Raw genomic sequence first — 18,954 nt, forward strand, 5'->3', positions numbered from 1 at the left:
ATCACAACCCCCTCTTTTTATAGATCGCCACCCCTGTCAGGCCGTAGGTTTCTTTTCTTGTTATCACTAGATCACCTACTGCTTCGGGAAGCTCGACGTCTTTGTCATGCTCTGCGACGATAAAGCCGCCATCCTCCAGCATTTGTTGTTCGTCTATCACACTTAAGAGCGCCTTCAGTTTTTGTTCCTTATACGGAGGATCAAGAAAAATCCCGTGAAAGCCCGCTTCTCTTTTCGCAGCTGCGTGCAAAGCACGTTCCGCATCATTACGGTACACATCTGCGTATGCTGTAAGCTCTAATGTTTTCAAGTTCGATTTCACCGTTTGAATCGCTTTAAAATCACGGTCAACAAATACACAATGCTCAAACCCTCGTGAAAGCGCTTCAATACCAAGACCTCCGCTTCCTGCGAATAAGTCAAGTCCCCTGCCCCCGTCAAAATAAGGGCCAATCATATTGAAAATGGATTCCTTCACTTTATCGGTTGTCGGTCTCGTTGATGTTCCCGGCACTGCCTTTAGTGAACGGCCTTTTTTTGATCCAGAAATTACTCTCATGTTCCACACCACTTTTTCTAAAAGCTATTTTGTTTCCTTGTTCGGCCGGACGCCGTTATGTATAAGAAAAAACCAATCCTATCTTATCATAAAGCATTCTTTCAAACAATGAGCGCTAATCTTCATATACAAGTGTATAAGCGGAATGATCATTGTCCATACTATAAGCAACAGCATCCAGAGGATGTTGTTGCCAACCGCGGAGAAGACTTACGTTTCCCCATAAGTTCTTCCTCCGGTTTCTCCTCTCCCTTTGCCTTCTCCTTAACTTGTTAAGGAATAGAAGGACCCCGCAGAAACCTGCGGGGATTTTTTTATACAGCTATATTCCGATTTTATAATCATATTCTTTTGCTTTATCAAGCTTTGACTCAAATTCCAATTTTAAAAACGGTTTATATGAAGGCTCAACTTTCTTAACAAAAGAATAAGATGAGATCTTGTCCATTGTTTTTTCAATTTGGCCCATATCACAATACAGCACGACATATTTTAAGCGTTTTGACACATAATGCACATTTCCAAACTTTCTCAGCATTTTGCTTTGCTTTAAAGAATGAAGATACACAATCATGCCTTGGCGTCTATTCTCCAATACATTCACCTGCCTGATTTCTCTTATATGTAAAAGACGAGACGGCCAGTCTCGTCATGACACTTTGCATCCGCAGCCGCCGCCTGATCCGCAGCCGCCTCCGCATGAAGACAAACCGTCAAAATAAGGATTCCCAGTCGGAACTTTAATATGCTCTGATACAGCTGTCCCAATTTCAACGCTGATTTCATCAAGAATAGACTGCAGTTCCGTCTCTGCTTTTTTGAAGTCGGCCACCTTATCGTTCAGGTCGAGCTCCCGTTTGATCTCCCTCATTTTTCGGGATATTTCTCTATAGTCAGGATGATATTTGCCAAAACGCTGCACATCCTCATATTGCTCTTTTATTTTGATAAAAGAACGAATAATCCGCCCTGCCTCTTCATCTTCCTGGAGACGCTTGTAACAATTGCGGTAGTTCTCAGCCGTCTCCGACTGCAGAATCATCTCGGCAAGCTGCTGAGCTTCACTTTGAAGCCGCACGGATTCCATCGTCGCATACATAGCACGCACCTCCAGTTGTTAGTTTACCATGAAACCAGCCAATTGGAAAATGCTTAGCCGCACTTAAAAATGGAGTTGTAAAAGCCTCCCTAGTTTACACAATGAAAAAGACCCATTTTCGGGTCTTTTAATCTTTTGTCCGCATTGCCTGGAACATTTGCATCATCATTTGCGCCATTTGAATCCCGTTCGTAAATTGATTCACCCGATGCGGAATGGTTTTTTCGTAAAAATTCATCATCTCAAGCTGAAATGAAGCCAGGTCATCCGGCTTTCTCGCAAGCCTCCGATACCATATCGGCTGTTCTCTTAAGAATCGTTTTCGTTCTTTATCTGCTAAAATAAATTCCTGAACGTCTTTGCGCATATAAGCTCTCCTTTATTAATCCTTCCGAAAAGAAAAAGGATGCTGTCCGGGTCCTGGCTGAGATTGCTTCTGTCCGCTTCCGGAAAATGTGTTGAGAAGGCTTTGCAACGATGAGATCGATTGGCTCATTTTATTGATCTGTTCATTCATTTGATTGACATCCATCTTTTTCACAGCTGTAACCATTTTAGAAACAAAATCATTTTTTTCTGATGTTTCGGGTGCCGCTTCTGCGGCTTCCTCCGGTTCTCTGTACGGGTCCCAAATTGGGTCTTTCTCTCCGAAAAGGACCCAATTTTCGTACACGTCCTGCCAGCTTCTTTGTTCTTTGCGCACTTCTTTAATCAGCTTGGGATGTTTTTTAACGAATTGTTTAAAGTCATTAATTGAATGATTGGCATGTTGATTGGCCACAATCCTCACCCCCTCCGAAAAATATACCTACTACAATGTATCGGTTTGTGAGCCATTGTGTTCGCCTAATATTCATCGAAAAATCATTTTCTCGTAAAACAAGAAGCGCAGAATAACAGAAGCTTCCTCCCCCGATAAAGCCGGGGCCTTAATTGTTCCTGAAATCAAGATTCCTGCCTTTTGCAAATGTTTGGGATTCCGCATTCCAAAGCCCATCAGAACAAGATCCTTAATCGCCCCCGGCCGATCTTAAAGTCTCCTCATCAAAAAAGAGCCGGACAGCAACACGTTGATCCAGCTTCAGCTCCTTAAAAGTTCATTTTTTTGGTAATGTCACTCACAGTATCCATTGAGAAAGCTTCGTCTGCTGCAATCACCTTGTTCTAAAGCCTTTGCAGAAACAATAAAAAGCCGCAGAACCTGTCGTCCGCGGCTGATTTCAGCGTTTAATAAAGTTTTGAGTGTAATACTTCCGGTCTACACCGACGCCAAGGTGCGTGTAGTCTGAATGTAAAAGCGCTTTTCGATGGCCTTCACTATTCAGCCAGCCTTCTACAGCAGCCGGACCGTCCACATAATTGTACGCGATATTTTCTCCCGCTTGCTCAAAGTCGACATCCCCTTTTTCTAAGCGGTCCTTCAGCGTGCCGTATTTCTTCGATACATGGGAGAAATAGTTGTTTTCTTTCATATCCTCACTGTGGCCAAAAGCCACTTCGGCCGTCGGCTGATCCCACTCAAGCTTAGCTAACCCATGTTTGACACGAATAACATTGGTCAAATCGAGTATTTGCTTTTCACTCGTTGATTGGATCTCTTTCCACTTATCTTCCGTAACGGTTTGCGGTTCTACTAACTCACCGCGGTACACTACCTCATAAGGTCTTTGCTTGACAAAGGTTTGCGCATCAAACGCCCTGATGCTGGATAGCTTCCCTTCAAATTTGTCCATATACAGCTGGACGTACATCTTCCCTACTTTTACAGTCGGTCTGGTGTTGATGTCCTCTTCAGAAAACTCAAACCGATAGGAATTTCCTTTATACTCTACATTTACAAACGGAGCCACCTGGGTTGTCTTAAATACTTCTCCCGTTGACTCACCGATTTTGAAGGGCTTTGCGTTAATATCATTTCCCGCCGCAAATAATGTGACCACTTTATTGTGCAGCATCCCGATTTGCACATACTGGTCTTTTCCCTGATTGTAAACCCACCATTCGTAATCATAAGCCGAGGGGTCAATACGTTCCGGTTCCCCAAGTTTTTTCTTTACATCGTCGGCGGATTTGCCCATAAAGGACAATAATCCTGAAGTCGGCATATGTATTCGTTTGCCGCTTGCCGCTTCCTCGTTAGAGACTTGAGGTTCGCTGTCATTTGATTTTTTTTCAGGAACAGCCCCATATTGAATAAACAGAACGTAAGTTCCGCAAATAATCAAGAGGATAACCATGGCTCTTAATATATTTTTCAATCTATCACCCCCGTGATGTGAATTGCATGTCTTGCCTTATTTTTCATTACAATACAGCCTATTTAACATGTCAAAGATTTATGTGTTAATGCAAAAAGCCTTGCTCTCTGTTTTCGTCCTCTGAAATATCTGATAAAGCACTGCCGGCACGTTCATTTGTTTGTTCAGATAAGGAAAGATCGCCAAGCGTGACAATACCAGTCAGCTTGTTGTTTTTGGTTACAGGTATGCGCCTGAGCTGATGGGATGCCATTAAATGAAGAACCTCATCAACTGGCGCGTCCTCTTCCACACTGACAGGTTTTTCAGTCATAGCGTCAGTGATTTTTTGCGAGTTTGGCCTTTTTGAGGCGATGCCTCTTAACACCAGATCACGATCGGTTACGATGCCGACCAGTGTTTCTCCATCCTCATCAACTACCGGAATGGCTCCTACATCCGCGTCTTTCATCTTTACCGCAGCTTCATATACATTATCTAATACCGTGCAATATTGCAAGTCAGCTGTCATCAGATCTTTTATTTTTGTCATCCGTAAAACCTCCTTTTATCTAGTGATATTTTCGTCAAATTTTCATTTTTGCATACTTTCAAAAGAAGAAGATTCATTGAAAGTTTAACGCTTTCATACTATGATTGTCAGGAAAGGTAATTTTTATAAGGAGGGGTCAGTGTTGAAGTTTACTGATAGCGGACTTGAAGGGGTAAAGGCTGAGCTCAGCCTCTTGGACGATTTGATGGAAAGCAAGGGACTCATCAGAGCCGGTCAATGGGATTATGAAAGAGTGACCTATGACAGAAAGTTTTCGACGATTGAGGGAACGTTTTACCTGCGGGTTCAAGGCATTGCGGCAGAGGGCGATGTCGGAAGCGGCCGCGCCGTTATTCAATTAATGCCCCCTCTATTAGGAAAACACTATTACCCGCACGGAGTGGAATACGGAGAAACAGAAGAATTCCCAGTGCAGGTTGTGACCAAAAGCAAGGCACTCATCCAGGACATCTCCGACATGCTGAAAACAGTTCAAATGTAATAAAAAAGGTACAGCCGATTGCCGCTGTACCTTTTATGATATCGTCTGCTGAATATAAGGCGGCTCCTCCTGTCCATCCTTTTCCCTTTCCTTCTTCACCCATTGGAAAAAGACAATAGCCAAAAAAGCGCCGTACACAATTTCCTGAATGATTTTCATCATAACTGCCCCAAGCTGCTGATCCTCTAACAAAGGAAGTGTGTTAAACATTTCCGGTCCTGTTAACGGAACCTGTCCCAGCATATCCGCAGGAACACAAAGCTTCATTGCTTCCGCCCAGGCAGACGGATCGGTATAAGTGGCATATAATGGCGTGCCGCTAAACATGATCAGTGCACAAGCAGGCGTGAGCAGCATACCGTCCGCCATAATATAGCCCAGCTTCATCAAACCGCTGAGCTGCGGGAGCCGAGCCACCTTGTGTACGAGCGGCCACCACATAAAAAACGCTAACACGAAGATGAGCCAAGTCATTAACGCATGGTAAAGCGTATCCGTTTTGACAGTATCAAATATTAGCGGCACATGATATAGAGAAAAAATGCCGTTAAATAAAAGCAATGCAATTAAAGGTGTAGAGAAAAATGTAAAAAATGGTTTAATGGCAGGCCGAAAAATCATTTTTTCCCAGGCCCATGCGGGAATTCCTGCGATTAATAAAGGCGGAACCACTAAATACAAAACAGCCATCTGCACCATATGGGCGCTGAACATAATATGTCCGAGCAGATCAACCGGGCTTCCTTCGGCTGCATATAAAAACAGCATCGCCGACAGAAAACAGGCCATTTCTTTACCCGTGATACGGTCAGGCTTTGAAGTCAACCGTCTGTAAAAAAAGATGTAAAACACCGTGATGCCTAAAAGGATACAAAAAAGATAAGGGCTCCACATGGCGCGAAACCCAAACACGTCTAACTGATTCATGTCTTCACCTCCGGCGGCTGCTCAAATTACCACCATATAATTGTAACAAACGCAAGCACCGTAATGAACGCGACAAACATGCCTGAATACAGAAACAATGCCGGCGCTTCATGCCCTTTCTGATTCATATGCATGAAGTAATACAGCTGAAATATCACTTGAATAGCCGCGAGCAGTATAATGAAAGGAATCGTAAACCAGCTGCCGATGCCGTCTGTTGCCACAGTCAGAAATGCAACGAGCGTAAGGCCGATCATCAGGCCAAAAGACATGACTTGATATTTCATCTCCTGAGCATGCTTCTTTTTCTTATATTCAAGGTCGCTGCTGATATGTCCTCTGCTTTTTTTATCGACCATGTTTATCCCACCATCCCCATTAAATATACAACGGTAAAGATAAAGACCCACACGACATCAATAAAATGCCAGTAAAGACTGGCCACGTAAAACTTAGGCGCTGTATATAAGCTTAAGCCCCTTTTTGCATTGCGGATCATCAGCGTGCTGATCCACAAAAGGCCAAACGCCACGTGTGCACCATGTGTGCCGACAAGCGTATAAAACGATGAGCCAAGCGCCGAGCTTGTGATGGTAAAGCCAAACTCATGTGTGTAATGCTTAAATTCATAAATTTCCAAGCCTAAAAATCCCGCACCCAATAACAAGGTAATTCCCAGCCAGAGCTGCATTTTGCCAAATGAAAAGTTTTTCATATGGTACATCGCATACACACTCGTTAAACTGCTCGTTAATAAGAGCATTGTGGCGATAAAAACGAGTGTGACATCAAACATTTCTGTCGTAGGCGGGTCACCGGCGTTTGAATTCCGTAGTGCAAGAAAAGTGGCGAAGAGAGACGCGAACAGAACAGTCTCTCCCCCAAGAAAAAGCCAAAATCCTAAAAATTTATTTTTCCCTTCCAGTGTTGCTTTTTCGGGAGAAGCTGGAAAGGTCTCTGCGGTGAATTTTTCTTCAATTTGCATTACGCCTTCACCCCTTTATCATCGTTCGGCAGTTCCTCTTTGTGAATATGATAACCGTGATCATCAATCAATGAACGGAGCAGCATTGTAAAAAATGTGATGCCAAGTCCGATAAAGATCACCGGCAGGCCCCAAGCGTGGTCGGTTCTATACAAGAGACCAAAGGCAGCGACAAAGAGACCGAAGGAAATGATCAGCGGCAGAATTGAACCGTTTGGCATATGGATATCATCAACCGGTTCAGCCGGTGTCATAGATTTGTGTCCCGCCTGCTTTTCGATCCACAGCGGGTCAAGCCCTCTGACAAATGGAAGCTGTTTAAAATTATATTCAGGCGGCGGTGACGAAACAGCCCATTCAAGCGTACGTCCGTCATGCCATGGATCATCTCCGACATATTCGCCCTTCACCGAAGTCCATATGACATTGACAAGCAGGAGGATAACTGCTGCAGCCATAAAAAACGCCCCGATTGTACTGATCAAGTTGCCGGTTTCAAGGCCCTGGCCTGGCAAGAAGGTATAAACACGGCGCGGCATTCCCATTAAACCGACAAAGTGCTGGATGAAAAAAGTAAGATGGAAACCGATAAAAAACAAAACAAATGAAATTTTCCCCATTGTTTCATGCAGAATTTTACCGAACATTTTCGGCCACCAGAAATGAACACCGGCTAATAGCCCGAATACGACTCCGCCTATAATGACATAGTGAAAGTGCGCCACAACAAAATACGTATCATGGAACTGGTAATCTGCAGCTGCCGCAGCCAGCATGACACCTGTCACACCGCCAAGCACAAAGGATGGGATAAATGAGACGGCATACAGCATGGCCGTCGTGTACTTCACATTTCCTCCCCAAATCGTCAGCAGCCAGTTAAATATCTTAATCCCGGTCGGAATCGCGATCGCCATTGTGGCAACTGCAAAGATTGCGTTCGCAATCGGTCCGAGGCCTGTCGTAAACATGTGGTGCACCCAAACCATAAAGCCAAGAAAACCGATAAGCACGATCGCAAAAACCATTGAAGAATATCCAAACAAACGCTTTCTGGAAAACACCGGGATGACCTCTGAGAAAATGCCGAAAGCAGGCAAAATCAGAATATAAACCTCCGGATGTCCGAATATCCAAAATAAATGCTCCCAAATAATCGTGTTACCGCCAAGCTCAGGATTAAAGAAATTTGTGCCGAACAGCCGATCCAGCATCATAAGAGCCAAGCCAACCGTAAGCGGCGGAAACGCGAACAAAATCAATGCCGACGCCACAAATGTCGTCCATGTAAACAAAGGCAGCCTCATGTACGTCATGCCGGGAGCCCTCATGTTAATAATCGTGGCCAAAAAGTTAATCCCGGCTATCAGCGTCCCCAGTCCGGATATTTGCAGTCCAAGGACGAAAAAGTCTATGCCGTGCCCTTTTGAATGAAGCGAAAGCGAGGCATATGACGTCCAGCCCGCATCTGGCGCTCCTCCCAAAAACCAGCTTAAGTTTAAGAAAATGCCCCCGAAAAAGAAGAGCCAAAAACCAAGCGAATTTAAAAATGGAAACGAAACATCCCGCGCTCCGATCTGCAATGGAACAACCGCATTCATCAAAGCAAATAAAAGCGGCATCGCAGCCAAAAAGATCATTGTCGTTCCGTGCATCGTCATCACTTCATTGTACGCTTGAGCACTGAGAAAAGCATTTTCCGGCTTTGCAAGCTGGATTCTGATAAACATCGCTTCAATTCCCCCGACAAGAAAGAAGAATCCCCCTGCGATTAAATAAAGTATCGCGATTTTTTTATGGTCCACCGTCGTCAAATAATCCCAAAGCATAGATCCGCGCGTCCGCTTTTCTGTAAGCGCATTCAACATATGTGACCTCCCCCAATATCTCCCTTTCTTCCCTACTTGCTTTCTGCTTTCAAGCCTTTTAAGTATTCATAAAGCGCGTCCATTTCACTGTCTGAAAGCTTCGGATATGTTCCTGTCATTTTGTTCCCTGGCTTTATGCTCTCCGGGTCTTCCAGCCAGGCTTTCACATTTTCTTTATTCGCATCCTTCACCCCTGCCACTTTTGTCCTTTCACCGAAAGTAGCAAGGTTTGGCGCCGTTCTTGCTGCCTCTGCACGCTTATCATTTGGCTCGACCGCATGGCAGCTCAGGCAGTTCTTCTCTTTGAACAGCTCTTCCCCCTGCTTAGCCAAATCACTTTCTGCTGCCGTCTTATAGTTTTTCATATCTTTTGTCCATGACTGGAATTCTTTCGCAGAAAGCGCCTTTACTTTAAAATCCATGAGTGCGTGTGAAGGCCCGCAAAGCTCAGCGCACTTTCCAAAGAACGTATCTCCCGCCTCTTTGCTGCGTTTTGAATCGAAAGTTAAGAAGAACGTATTTTCGTTATCAGTATTGGTATCAATTTTTCCTCCTGCTGAAGGAATCCAGAAAGAATGTTTTACATCAGAGGCTTTTAAACTGAAATAAACCCGCTGGTCTGTCGGTACGATCAGCTCCTGGCTTGTGATAATGCCGTAATCAGGATACTCGAACTCCCACCAATACAAATTTGCTCTGACATTGACAACGAGAGCATCCTCGGCTTTGCGGTTTTTCTTATCCATAGGTGATGTATCTGCGAGTTCAAGCGTATATAATACGACAGGGATAACAAGAATGATGAGCAGCAAAATAGGGATCACTGTCCATGTGATTTCTAAAAATTTATTCCCTTCCACTTGTTTTGGTATCGTGTTTTCCCCAACCCGTGACCTTCTGAATCTTACAATCACGTAAAAGAAGATAACAGATACGACTGCTACGACAACAACCATAATCAATGTACTGAGCACTGTCAGATCATACTGTTTATCAGCCACCTCGCCAGCAGGCTTGAGCGTGGATAAAAAAGGTTTTCCACATCCGCTTAACAGAAGCGGCACCAAGGCTAATAATAAGATAAGACGCCAATGCTTTACCATTTCACCCAACCCCTTTTCTGGTCAATACAGCGGCGGAAAATAGATTGATTCCATCGCAATCCGGCCGCCTCCCAATAAAGCACTTACATTTCCTCTTCTCTTAAATTATGAGTTTTTTTACTCAAAATGCCATCTATGTATAAAAGTAAAGCCGCCTGATTAAACAAAAGGTCAAGGCGGCATTCACTAGTTGTCATCGGTTATTTTGAAGCGATAAAACAAGCAATGTATCTATTTTTTAGAAAAGCGTAAAGACAACCATTGCAACGAAATAGATTGTCATGTAATTCAGTGAGTAAACGAACATCATCGTCGCCCACTTCATGATATTCTTTGAACGGAAGCCCATCAAGCCAAGAATCAGCCAGCCGATATTTAACAGCAATCCGAGAATCACAATCGGAAGACCTAGGCTTCCTAAAAAGAATGGAAGCGGCATCAGGCACGCAACCCATACAATAATTTGTCTTTTCGTCACTTCAAATCCATATACGACTGGAAGCATTGGAATATTCGCGGCTCTGTAGTCCTCAGTTTTCTTAATGGCAAGCGATAAGAAGTGAGGAATCTGCCAAATGAATAAAATCATAAATAATACCCATGCCACGACGCCGATATTTCCTTCTACTGCCGTCCATCCAATCAGAGGCGGCACCGCTCCGGAAACACTTCCTACTACTGTGTTAATCGTATAGCGGCGTTTCGTCCACATTGTGTACAGGACAACATAAGTAAATACTCCGATAAAACCAATAACAGCAGCCATCACAGTGGTCATCAGCAGCATGATCAATCCTAAAGCAACAAGCAAAATTCCAGACCATAATGCCTGATTCGGCTGAATTTTACCCGTAACCGTCGGTCTTACTTTTGTACGCTCCATGATATGGTCAATGTCCCGGTCATACCAGTTATTGATCGCACAGGACCCCGCAATAATCAAAGATGATCCAAATAAAGTAAGAAGAACGGTGTTTATATTGCCTAAAAAGCTTAAACCGGAAATATGAAAAGCAAGCCACATTCCAGTAAAAGTTGTGATGAGATTAGAATTTACGATCCCTATTTTAATGAGGGACAGAAAATCTTTCCATGCCGTTGTTTCTTCAATTTGTCCGTCTATAGCTGTATCATTTAAGATTCTGGAGTTAGCCATAACGTAAACCTCCCTTACAAACCTAACGCAGGTTTATAATAACCTGCAACTCTATCATACAAGATAACAACTTGTAAAAAAACATCCTATTAAATATTAAACGAGAAACAGGAATTTATTTGTGAACTTTTTATGAATTTTACCAAAGATGAAGGCAAACGCCAATTCGATAATGCGTTTACCTTATTTCTATCAGACCCGGCATGAATAATCAAGTATACATTTCCAGAAGTCGTGATTCTATTATATTTTTGTGAACAAAGGGCTCTAAGAATTGCCACAAAACACATATTCGCTTACACTTGGTACGTATAAAAAATTGCAGCAGTTTGTTAAGAAGGTGGATATTGTATGAATAAAGCATTAAAAGCTCTCGGTGTTTTGACTACATTTGTGATGCTTATTGTTTTAATCGGGGGAGCCCTCGTTACAAAAACAGGTTCCGGCCAAGGATGCGGCAGACAGTGGCCGCTGTGCCACGGGCGCTTCTTCCCTGAACTGAATCCCGCTTCTATTATTGAATGGAGCCACAGATTCGCAAGCGGCATCTCAATTATTCTTGTATTAAGCCTTGCCTTTTGGTCATGGAGAAAAATCACACCTGTTTTCCGTGAGACAACGTTTCTTGCCATCATGTCCATTATCTTTTTGTTTCTCCAGGCACTGCTTGGCGCGTTAGCTGTTGTATTCGGTTCAAACGCGCTTATTATGGCGCTTCATTTTGGGATTTCACTGATTTCCTTTGCGTCTGTTCTAATATTAACATTGCTTATATTTGAAGCTGATAAATCAGCCAGAAAACTTGTCAAACCGCTTCAAATCGGCAAGAAAATGCAATTTCACATGATAGGTATTTTGATATATTCCTATATCGTTGTGTATACTGGCGCATACGTAAGACATACAGAATCCAGTCTGGCGTGTCCTGATGTGCCGCTGTGCAGCCGGCTGAACAATGGACTTCCGACCCAATTCCACGAATGGGTGCAAATGGGGCACAGAGCTGCAGCCTTGCTCCTGTTTGTATGGATTATCGTTGCCGCTGTTCATGCGATTACTTCCTATAAAGAACAAAAACAAATCTTTTGGGGCTGGATTTCGTGTCTTATTTTTATCACGTTACAGGCACTATCCGGCATTATGATCGTGTATTCTGAACTGGCGCTGGGCTTTGCGCTTGCGCACTCATTTTTTATTGCCTGCCTGTTTGGGGTTTTATGCTACTTCTTATTATTGATTGCACGCTTTCGTTACGAATCAAGACGGGTATAAGACATAAGACCAAAGCTCTTATACGCTTTGGTCTTTTTTATGATTCCATTTCGGCAGCTTCATATAATTCAACTTTCGGTTTGCATACTGAACTTGATGATTTATATAAGGTTTGGATAATCTCGGGCGATGATGTATTCTAAACGCGCTGCTCAATCGATGTTTGGGACAGGATTTTAATTAAAATAACTTTTCCTCAAGAAGTCAATTCATTCTCACCAGAAAAGAAGCCGTAATTATACCAAGCTTATTAAGCATCAGCTTTTCTCATTCCTGCACCCGCGAGCAGACAACCAATGCGTCCTTCACACACGTTTGAAACAGCCCCCGCTCGTTGCAGCAGCTGCACGTTCATATCTCGTTCCTCACTAAAAAAGAGTGTATATCAAATGATATACACTCTTTTTTGATTATGCTTTTTCAATTTCGAGAAGCAGATCTCCCGTTTGGATTGGCTCTCCATTTTTCACATGAATCTGTTTGATTGTTCCTGAGAATGGCGCCTGAACCGTTGTTTCCATTTTCATGGCTTCGTTGATCATCAAATGATCACCTTTATCAACTTTGGCACCCGCTTCTGTCAGTACCTTGATGACAGTTCCAGGCATAGAAGCTGCAATATGACTTGGATTTGTACGGTCTGCTTTTAATCTTTCCTGAACGGAAGACTTAATGCTTTCGTCCTTTATGACCACTTCACGCGGCTGGCCGTTCAGTTCGAAATAGATCACACGAGTTGCATCCGGCTGAGGTTCACCGATTGAAATTAGTTTGACGATCAGCGTTTTCCCGCGTTCAATTTCCACTTCTATTTCTTCGCCTAATGTCATGCCATAGAAGAAGGTCGGAGTATCTAATACCGAAATATTTCCATAGCTTTCAGCAGTTTTTACATAATCAGAGAAGACTTTAGGATAAAGTGCGTACGCCAAAGCATCCTGGTCTGAGATCTCTAGGTTATGCTGCTCTTTAAACTCCTGTTTGATCGCTTCAAAGGATACCGGCTCAAGCAGTTCTCCCGGTCTCACTGTGATCGGCTCCTGCCCTTTTAAAATGAGCTTTTGAAGTTTTTCCGGGAATCCGCCATGAGGCTGTCCAATATTTCCTTTGAAAAGCTCAATAACAGAGTCAGGGAAATCTAATGATTCGCCTTTTTCGTAAATGTCCTTTTCAGTCAGGTTATTTTGCACCATGTACAGCGCCATATCCCCGACTACTTTAGAGGAAGGCGTAACCTTCACGATATCACCGAACATATCATTTACTCGTCTGTACATCTCTTTGACTTCGTTCCAGCGATCGCCCAAGCCTACTCCCTTCGCCTGCTGCTGCAGGTTACTGTATTGGCCTCCAGGCATTTCATGCTCATAAATTTCAGTATGCGGAGACTTCATCCCGCTTTCAAATTCACTATAATATTTACGAACTGATTCCCAATACTGGGATAGTAATTCCACGCCTTGCACGTTCATTTCCGGACGGCGGGAGTTGCCTTCCATCGCATGGTAAAATCCGCTCGCGCTAGGCTGCGATGTTAAGCCAGCCATTGAGCTGACCGCCACGTCTACGATATCAACGCCTGCTTCTACTGCTTTTGCATACATATAAATTCCGTTGCCGCTCGTATCATGCGTATGAAGGTGAACCGGAATATTGATCGTTTCTTTCAACGCAGACACCAGCTCATATGCAGCTTGCGGTTTTAACAGACCTGCCATATCTTTAATTCCGAGAATATGGGCCCCTGCAGCCTCAAGCTCCTTCGCCATAGATGTATAGTAAGCGAGATCATATTTTGTACGGGTTTTATCAAGAATATCACCTGTATAACAAATTGCCGCTTCAGCCACTTTACCTGAATCCCGAACGGCATCGATGGCTAACGTCATCCCTTTTACCCAGTTTAAGCTGTCAAAAATACGGAAAACATCAATACCGGATTGAGCGGATTGCTTCACAAATTCTTTAATCACATTATCCGGATAATTCGTATAGCCGACAGCGTTTGAGGAACGAAGCAGCATCTGGAACAGCGTATTCGGCACTTCCTTGCGGAGATCCTCCAGACGCTTCCATGGATCTTCCTTCAGGAAGCGGTAAGCTACATCGAAGGTCGCGCCTCCCCACATTTCCATGCTGAACAGCTCCGGCCATAACGCAGCCGTCGGATTAGCGATTTTTTTCAAATCATGCGATCTGAATCTAGTCGCAAGTAAAGACTGATGGGCATCCCGGAATGTTGTATCAGTTAATAGAACAGATTTCTGTTCCTTAACCCAATTTGCAAGCCCTTCAGCGCCTTTTTCATCTAGAATCTGTTTTGTTCCTCTTGCAGGCTGCTGATCAACGTCGACTTTTACAGCTAACGGCTTGTCAAACGCCGGTTTTTCTTTTTTGCCGATTCCAGGGAAACCATTCACGGTCACATTCCCAATATAAGTAAGCATTTTTGTTCCGCGGTCTTTCTGCTTAGGGAAATTAAACAACTCAGGCGTTGTATCAATGAAAGACGTATCATATCGCCCTGTCAGAAACTTTTCATGCTTTGCGACATTTTCAAGGAACGGAATGTTTGTTTTAATTCCTCTGATTCTAAACTCCTGAAGGTTTCGAACCATTTTGGCCGCCGCCTGTTCAAACGTTAAAGCCCAAGTTGATAGCTTAACGAGCAGTGAATCGTAATATGGCGTAATAACGGCGCCTTGGAAGCTGTTTCCTGTATCAAGACGAACACCAAAGCCTCCGCCCGAGCGGTAAGCCATGATTTTCCCTGTGTCAGGCATAAAATCATTTTGCGGATCCTCAGTCGTTACCCGTGACTGAATCGCATAGCCGATTGTAAAAATGTCCTTCTGCTCCGGAATGTTGACTTTTTTGCTATGTAGGCTGTGGCCTTGGGCAACAAGTATCTGTGTCTGCACAATATCAACACCGGTAATCATTTCCGTAATTGTATGTTCAACTTGAACACGCGGATTTACTTCTATAAAATAAAACTCGTTGTTCGCGACAAGGAATTCAACCGTACCAGCATTTATATAGTTCACGTTTTTAGCAAGCGCAACCGCAGCTTCACAAATTTGGTCTCTCAATTCAGTTGACAGCGAAACGCTCGGCGCTACTTCAATCACCTTTTGGTGGCGTCTTTGAACAGAACAATCCCGTTCAAATAGATGAACCACGTTTCCCTGATTATCCCCGATAACCTGGACCTCAATATGCTTAGGGTTTTCAATCAGTTTCTCTACATATACTTCATCATTGCCAAAGGCTGCTTTTGCCTCTGATTTCGCACGTTCATATGCCTCTTTGACTTCACTTTCACTTCTGACAATTCTCATGCCGCGGCCGCCGCCGCCAAGCGAAGCTTTAATAATAATCGGATAACCGTGAGTTTGTCCGAATTGTTCGACTGCTTCAAGCGTTTCTGCAGGGCCGTCGCTTCCTGGTATAACAGGAATTCCGGCTTTTTCCGCCTGCTCACGCGCTTTTACCTTATCACCAAACATATCTAAATGTTCAGAAGTCGGACCAATGAACACGATCCCTTCTTCTTCACAGCGCCTTGCGAAATGTATATTTTCAGATAAGAAACCATATCCCGGGTGAATCGCATCCACCTTGTTTCTTTTCGCAATATCAATAATACCTTCAATATCCAGGTAGGCATCAATTGGTTTTTTCCCTTCGCCAACCAGGTACGCTTCATCGGCTTTGTAACGATGATAGGAACCGGAATCTTCTTTTGAATAAACCGCAACTGTACGAACATTCAATTCTGTACAAGCGCGGAATATACGGATTGCAATTTCTCCCCTGTTTGCTACTAACACTTTTTGTATCGATTGCTGTGACAAACTTTTTTCCCCCTTACCCGAATGGAATATAATCTATCATATCGGAATATCCTTCACGTGTACACACTTGTTTTTTACAGATAAACAGTTTTTTCAAGCTGCTTCTTTTTCATTCCCTTTGGCGCCAAGGACTCTCTCTTTTTCTTATTCTCTGAATATTTCACAAACATGCTGATGTTGATTAATATCCCCATGCTTCCCAATAATAGAAGTAAAGAAGAGCCTCCGTAGCTGATAAATGGCAGCGTAACACCCGTAATCGGAATTAGTCCGCTGACACCGCCAAGGTTAATAAACGATTGTACGGCAATCATGCTAGAAATGCCGATTGCCAGAAGACTTCCAAACGGGTCCTCGCATTTTCTCGCAATATAGAAACCTTTTAATACGATAAAGCCCAGCAGGAAAACAACAAACAATACCCCAAAAATGCCAAGTTCTTCAGCAATCACGGCCATGATAAAGTCAGTATGTGACTCAGGAAGATACCCGTATTTCTGGATACTTTCTCCGAGCCCAAGACCGAAAATACCTCCCGACCCAATCGCATAATAAGAATTGATCACTTGTAAACCTGATGTATTCGCATATTTAAACGGGTCTTCCAGACTCTCAAAACGAGCTAAACGCTTTTCTGTTAAAATGTTATCCATATTAAAATAAATAATTGGACTGACCAGAATTAAGACAATTCCACCCAGCAAAACAAGCCTTACCAGCGTCTTCCCGCTGAAACCCGAGCACAAGATCATACACGTAGCGATGATGGCGATAATCATCGCTGTACCAAAGTCAGGCTGCATGGCAATTAAACCGCAGATAATAACCGTCATCACCACAGGAGGCGCAACTCCTGTTAACAGGTGATCAATATAGCTTTGTTTTTTTGCATATACAGCTGCTAGATATAAAATCACTACCAGCTTGACAAATTCACCCGGCTGAATACTCATTCCGCCGATTTTAAACCAGCTTTGCGCATTTCCGGCAACATGCCCGAATACAAACAGTGAGATAAGCGCAAACACTGAAACAAGCAGCATCACCTTTTGAAATTTTTGATGAGCCAGTGCTTTGTAAGGAAACACGGCCATAACAATAAAAAGGATGCCTCCTGCGATTAAAGCAAACAGCTGACGCATGAAGAAATAATTGCTGCTTACGTTATACCGAGAAACAGCCGTAATCATACTTGAGCTGTACACCATCACTAAACCGAATCCGCATAGTAAAACAATTGCGAATATCAGTGAGTAATCATAAGATTTTAGCATTTTTTTTAACATAACATCCTCTTCCCTGCTTCCAACTTCCATTACCTATGGTTTTTATGTATTTATATTTTTTATTTTACTACAATTTATCAAATGACACGAAGATTCTCTATACGATTCGGATGAAATGCACAAAAATAGACCGTCATTATACGGTGAAAAAGCAAGCGGTTATAAAAAAACCCAAACTGTTAATTAGTTTGAGTTTTATCATTTATTTACCTGTAAACGCGTCGTGCAAAGCAGACAATTCGCGTTCTAATGTGTATAAAAGGTCTTTTCCATCTTTTTCGTCAACCAATCCCAGGCGGACAGCAAAATCGATTTCCCTCGAAAGTCCGAACATTTGAGTATCTAATACCTCTTCATATAGAGGACATTGAGGCATCGTTAAGTTATCCATTTGTACTCGGATCAGCTTCAAAATCTTCTCAGCGTCAACTTTCAGTAGCTCAAAAGCTTTTTGCCGATGGTCAACTATCATATCTGAAGCCAAAAGTATCCCTCCGTTCCCCAGGCGAGTACCTAATTCTTCTATTTATCATAAAGGGTATCAGCAGAAAATGCAAGAGGATTTAAACAGATGACATAAATTAAAAAATACTCAGCCTATACGTTTCAGACATTATTTTCAAAAGCTTTACACCTGCAATGCTGTTCCCTTTTTCATCCAAAGCCGGGCCGAAAATGCCGATCCCAAAATCATAGGGTGAAATGCCCATAATCCCTCCTGATACACCGCTTTTCGCAGGAATTCCGACCTTAATCGCAAATTCTCCGCTTGCATTATACATTCCGCAGGTGACCATAAACGTCTTGCAAATTCTTGCGACATCTTTTGAAATGACTTGTTCTCCTGTTTCTGGATGCCTGCCGTTAAGCGCAAACACAGCCCCGATTTTCGCTAAATCAAGACTGTTCATCTCAATCGCACATTGCTTCGTATATAAATCCATTACTGCTTCAACATCATCCTCAAAAATCCCGTACTGCTTCATATAATAACACATCGCCCGATTAATCATAGATGTGCTGTATTCAGACTCAGCTACGTCCCGGCAGTAGGTGATGCCTTGGTTGTTTGTCAGTTTTCTGATAAAAGAAAGGAGATAATCGAGTCTCTCTTTAGACGTTTGTCCTTTAATCAAGCTGGTGACAACCAGTGCCCCGGCATTTATCATAGGATTTAGCGGCTTGCTCGGATTCACGGTTTCAAGCTTAATGATTGAATTAAACGGATCACCGGTCGGCTCCTGTCCGACATAACTGAAGACTCTGTCCTTGCCGTATTCCATTAACACAAGGGCAAGCGAGAGCACTTTCGATATACTTTGAAGAGTAAATGTTTTTTCTACGTCACCCGCTGACAGACAAGTATTATTGGAATAATAAATCGCTACTGAAAGATCGTGCTGATCAGCTTTTGCTAAAGCGGGAATATAGCTGGCCACCTCTCCCTTGTCTGTCACTTTTTTCGCTTCTTTCACTAACGCTTCCAGCTCGTCATTATGCCGGCATACCATGCGACCACCCTCGCTCCCTGAGCATCTCAATACATATAA

General features: G+C 43.2%; 19 protein-coding genes. 2 read left to right on the top strand and 17 right to left on the bottom strand.

From position 1 onward, the window contains the following. Position 1: 1 nt before the first annotated feature. From rsmD to H7F27_RS12900, 7 genes are all read right to left on the bottom strand, one after another. Positions 2-559 (bottom strand): 16S rRNA (guanine(966)-N(2))-methyltransferase RsmD, encoded by a 558-nt coding sequence (gene rsmD, locus H7F27_RS12870; protein ID WP_105954181.1) that lies wholly within the window; start codon positions 557-559, stop codon positions 2-4. Between the two features lie 322 nt (positions 560-881). After that, positions 882-1,154: a YlbG family protein gene (locus tag H7F27_RS12875; protein ID WP_024121293.1), complete on the bottom strand. Its 273-nt coding sequence runs from the start codon at positions 1,152-1,154 to the stop codon at positions 882-884. A gap of 54 nt (positions 1,155-1,208) precedes the next feature. Further along, a complete protein-coding gene (gene ricF, locus H7F27_RS12880; protein WP_010334140.1) occupies positions 1,209-1,658 on the bottom strand; it encodes a regulatory iron-sulfur-containing complex subunit RicF in 450 nt (149 codons plus the stop codon). A 127-nt stretch (positions 1,659-1,785) separates the two neighbouring features. Continuing rightward, the gene (locus tag H7F27_RS12885) at positions 1,786-2,025 is read right to left on the bottom strand and encodes a YlbE-like family protein (protein WP_024121292.1); all 240 of its coding nucleotides are present in this window, start codon (positions 2,023-2,025) and stop codon (positions 1,786-1,788) included. 15 nt (positions 2,026-2,040) lie between these two features. Next, the gene (locus tag H7F27_RS12890) at positions 2,041-2,439 is read right to left on the bottom strand and encodes a YlbD family protein (protein ID WP_103671645.1); all 399 of its coding nucleotides are present in this window, start codon (positions 2,437-2,439) and stop codon (positions 2,041-2,043) included. Positions 2,440-2,878: 439 nt separating this feature from the next. Beyond that, a complete protein-coding gene (locus H7F27_RS12895; RefSeq protein ID WP_024121290.1) occupies positions 2,879-3,916 on the bottom strand; it encodes a CAP domain-containing protein in 1,038 nt (345 codons plus the stop codon). A gap of 85 nt (positions 3,917-4,001) precedes the next feature. Then, positions 4,002-4,448, bottom strand: coding sequence for a CBS domain-containing protein (locus H7F27_RS12900; RefSeq protein ID WP_010334136.1), 447 nt, complete (start codon positions 4,446-4,448; stop codon positions 4,002-4,004). A gap of 139 nt (positions 4,449-4,587) precedes the next feature. On the opposite strand from H7F27_RS12900, the gene H7F27_RS12905 reads away from it, so the two are divergent. After that, positions 4,588-4,950: a YugN family protein gene (locus H7F27_RS12905; RefSeq protein ID WP_106020356.1), complete on the top strand. Its 363-nt coding sequence runs from the start codon at positions 4,588-4,590 to the stop codon at positions 4,948-4,950. Positions 4,951-4,983: 33 nt separating this feature from the next. On the opposite strand, the gene ctaG is transcribed toward H7F27_RS12905, so the two are convergent. From ctaG to cyoE, 6 genes are all read right to left on the bottom strand, one after another. Next, on the bottom strand, positions 4,984-5,877 hold the full coding sequence (ctaG, locus tag H7F27_RS12910) for a cytochrome c oxidase assembly factor CtaG (RefSeq protein ID WP_024121288.1): 894 nt from the start codon (positions 5,875-5,877) through the stop codon (positions 4,984-4,986). Positions 5,878-5,903: 26 nt separating this feature from the next. Further along, positions 5,904-6,236 carry a cytochrome c oxidase subunit IVB gene (gene ctaF / locus H7F27_RS12915; protein ID WP_024121287.1) on the bottom strand — a complete coding sequence of 111 codons (333 nt, stop codon included), beginning with the start codon at positions 6,234-6,236 and terminating at the stop codon, positions 5,904-5,906. Between the two features lie 2 nt (positions 6,237-6,238). Then, complete coding sequence (ctaE, locus tag H7F27_RS12920; protein WP_010334132.1) at positions 6,239-6,862, bottom strand: cytochrome c oxidase subunit III; 624 nt, start codon at positions 6,860-6,862, stop codon at positions 6,239-6,241. Continuing rightward, positions 6,862-8,730 carry a cytochrome c oxidase subunit I gene (ctaD, locus tag H7F27_RS12925; RefSeq protein ID WP_024121286.1) on the bottom strand — a complete coding sequence of 623 codons (1,869 nt, stop codon included), beginning with the start codon at positions 8,728-8,730 and terminating at the stop codon, positions 6,862-6,864. Before ctaD ends, ctaE begins: the two co-directional genes overlap by 1 nt. A gap of 32 nt (positions 8,731-8,762) precedes the next feature. Beyond that, complete coding sequence (gene coxB, locus H7F27_RS12930) at positions 8,763-9,833, bottom strand: cytochrome c oxidase subunit II (protein ID WP_024121285.1); 1,071 nt, start codon at positions 9,831-9,833, stop codon at positions 8,763-8,765. Between the two features lie 238 nt (positions 9,834-10,071). Further along, positions 10,072-10,989, bottom strand: coding sequence for a heme o synthase (cyoE, locus tag H7F27_RS12935; protein ID WP_010334129.1), 918 nt, complete (start codon positions 10,987-10,989; stop codon positions 10,072-10,074). Between the two features lie 351 nt (positions 10,990-11,340). Between cyoE and ctaA the strand changes: the two genes are divergently transcribed. Continuing rightward, positions 11,341-12,261 carry a heme A synthase CtaA gene (ctaA, locus tag H7F27_RS12940; RefSeq protein ID WP_095714822.1) on the top strand — a complete coding sequence of 307 codons (921 nt, stop codon included), beginning with the start codon at positions 11,341-11,343 and terminating at the stop codon, positions 12,259-12,261. Positions 12,262-12,671: 410 nt separating this feature from the next. Here the strand turns inward: ctaA and pyc are convergent, their stop codons facing one another. The 4 genes from pyc to glsA all read right to left on the bottom strand — a co-directional run bounded on the left by pyc (position 12,672) and on the right by glsA (position 18,915). Then, the gene (gene pyc / locus H7F27_RS12945; protein WP_101860692.1) at positions 12,672-16,118 is read right to left on the bottom strand and encodes a pyruvate carboxylase; all 3,447 of its coding nucleotides are present in this window, start codon (positions 16,116-16,118) and stop codon (positions 12,672-12,674) included. A gap of 74 nt (positions 16,119-16,192) precedes the next feature. Then, positions 16,193-17,404, bottom strand: a complete 1,212-nt coding sequence (locus H7F27_RS12950; RefSeq protein ID WP_095714824.1) for an FtsW/RodA/SpoVE family cell cycle protein — start codon at positions 17,402-17,404, stop codon at positions 16,193-16,195. 202 nt (positions 17,405-17,606) lie between these two features. Next, on the bottom strand, positions 17,607-17,888 hold the full coding sequence (locus tag H7F27_RS12955) for an Fpa/YlaN family protein (RefSeq protein WP_101860691.1): 282 nt from the start codon (positions 17,886-17,888) through the stop codon (positions 17,607-17,609). A 97-nt stretch (positions 17,889-17,985) separates the two neighbouring features. Continuing rightward, positions 17,986-18,915, bottom strand: a complete 930-nt coding sequence (gene glsA / locus H7F27_RS12960; protein ID WP_101860690.1) for a glutaminase A — start codon at positions 18,913-18,915, stop codon at positions 17,986-17,988. Positions 18,916-18,954: the final 39 nt, after the last annotated feature.

The sequence above is a fragment of the Bacillus sp. PAMC26543 genome, from assembly GCF_014250375.1.
Taxonomy (GTDB): domain Bacteria; phylum Bacillota; class Bacilli; order Bacillales; family Bacillaceae; genus Bacillus; species Bacillus halotolerans.

Coding starts and splice junctions, on each gene's coding strand:
- rsmD (WP_105954181.1), bottom strand. CDS start 559: ATGAGAGTAATTTCTGGATCAAAAAAAGGCCGTTCACTAAAGGCAGTG.
- ricF (WP_010334140.1), bottom strand. CDS start 1,658: ATGTATGCGACGATGGAATCCGTGCGGCTTCAAAGTGAAGCTCAGCAG.
- H7F27_RS12885 (WP_024121292.1), bottom strand. CDS start 2,025: ATGCGCAAAGACGTTCAGGAATTTATTTTAGCAGATAAAGAACGAAAA.
- H7F27_RS12900 (WP_010334136.1), bottom strand. CDS start 4,448: ATGACAAAAATAAAAGATCTGATGACAGCTGACTTGCAATATTGCACG.
- ctaG (WP_024121288.1), bottom strand. CDS start 5,877: ATGAATCAGTTAGACGTGTTTGGGTTTCGCGCCATGTGGAGCCCTTAT.
- ctaF (WP_024121287.1), bottom strand. CDS start 6,236: ATGGTCGATAAAAAAAGCAGAGGACATATCAGCAGCGACCTTGAATAT.
- ctaE (WP_010334132.1), bottom strand. CDS start 6,862: ATGCAAATTGAAGAAAAATTCACCGCAGAGACCTTTCCAGCTTCTCCC.
- ctaD (WP_024121286.1), bottom strand. CDS start 8,730: ATGTTGAATGCGCTTACAGAAAAGCGGACGCGCGGATCTATGCTTTGG.
- coxB (WP_024121285.1), bottom strand. CDS start 9,833: ATGGTAAAGCATTGGCGTCTTATCTTATTATTAGCCTTGGTGCCGCTT.
- cyoE (WP_010334129.1), bottom strand. CDS start 10,989: ATGGCTAACTCCAGAATCTTAAATGATACAGCTATAGACGGACAAATT.
- ctaA (WP_095714822.1), top strand. CDS start 11,341: ATGAATAAAGCATTAAAAGCTCTCGGTGTTTTGACTACATTTGTGATG.
- H7F27_RS12950 (WP_095714824.1), bottom strand. CDS start 17,404: ATGTTAAAAAAAATGCTAAAATCTTATGATTACTCACTGATATTCGCA.
- glsA (WP_101860690.1), bottom strand. CDS start 18,915: ATGGTATGCCGGCATAATGACGAGCTGGAAGCGTTAGTGAAAGAAGCG.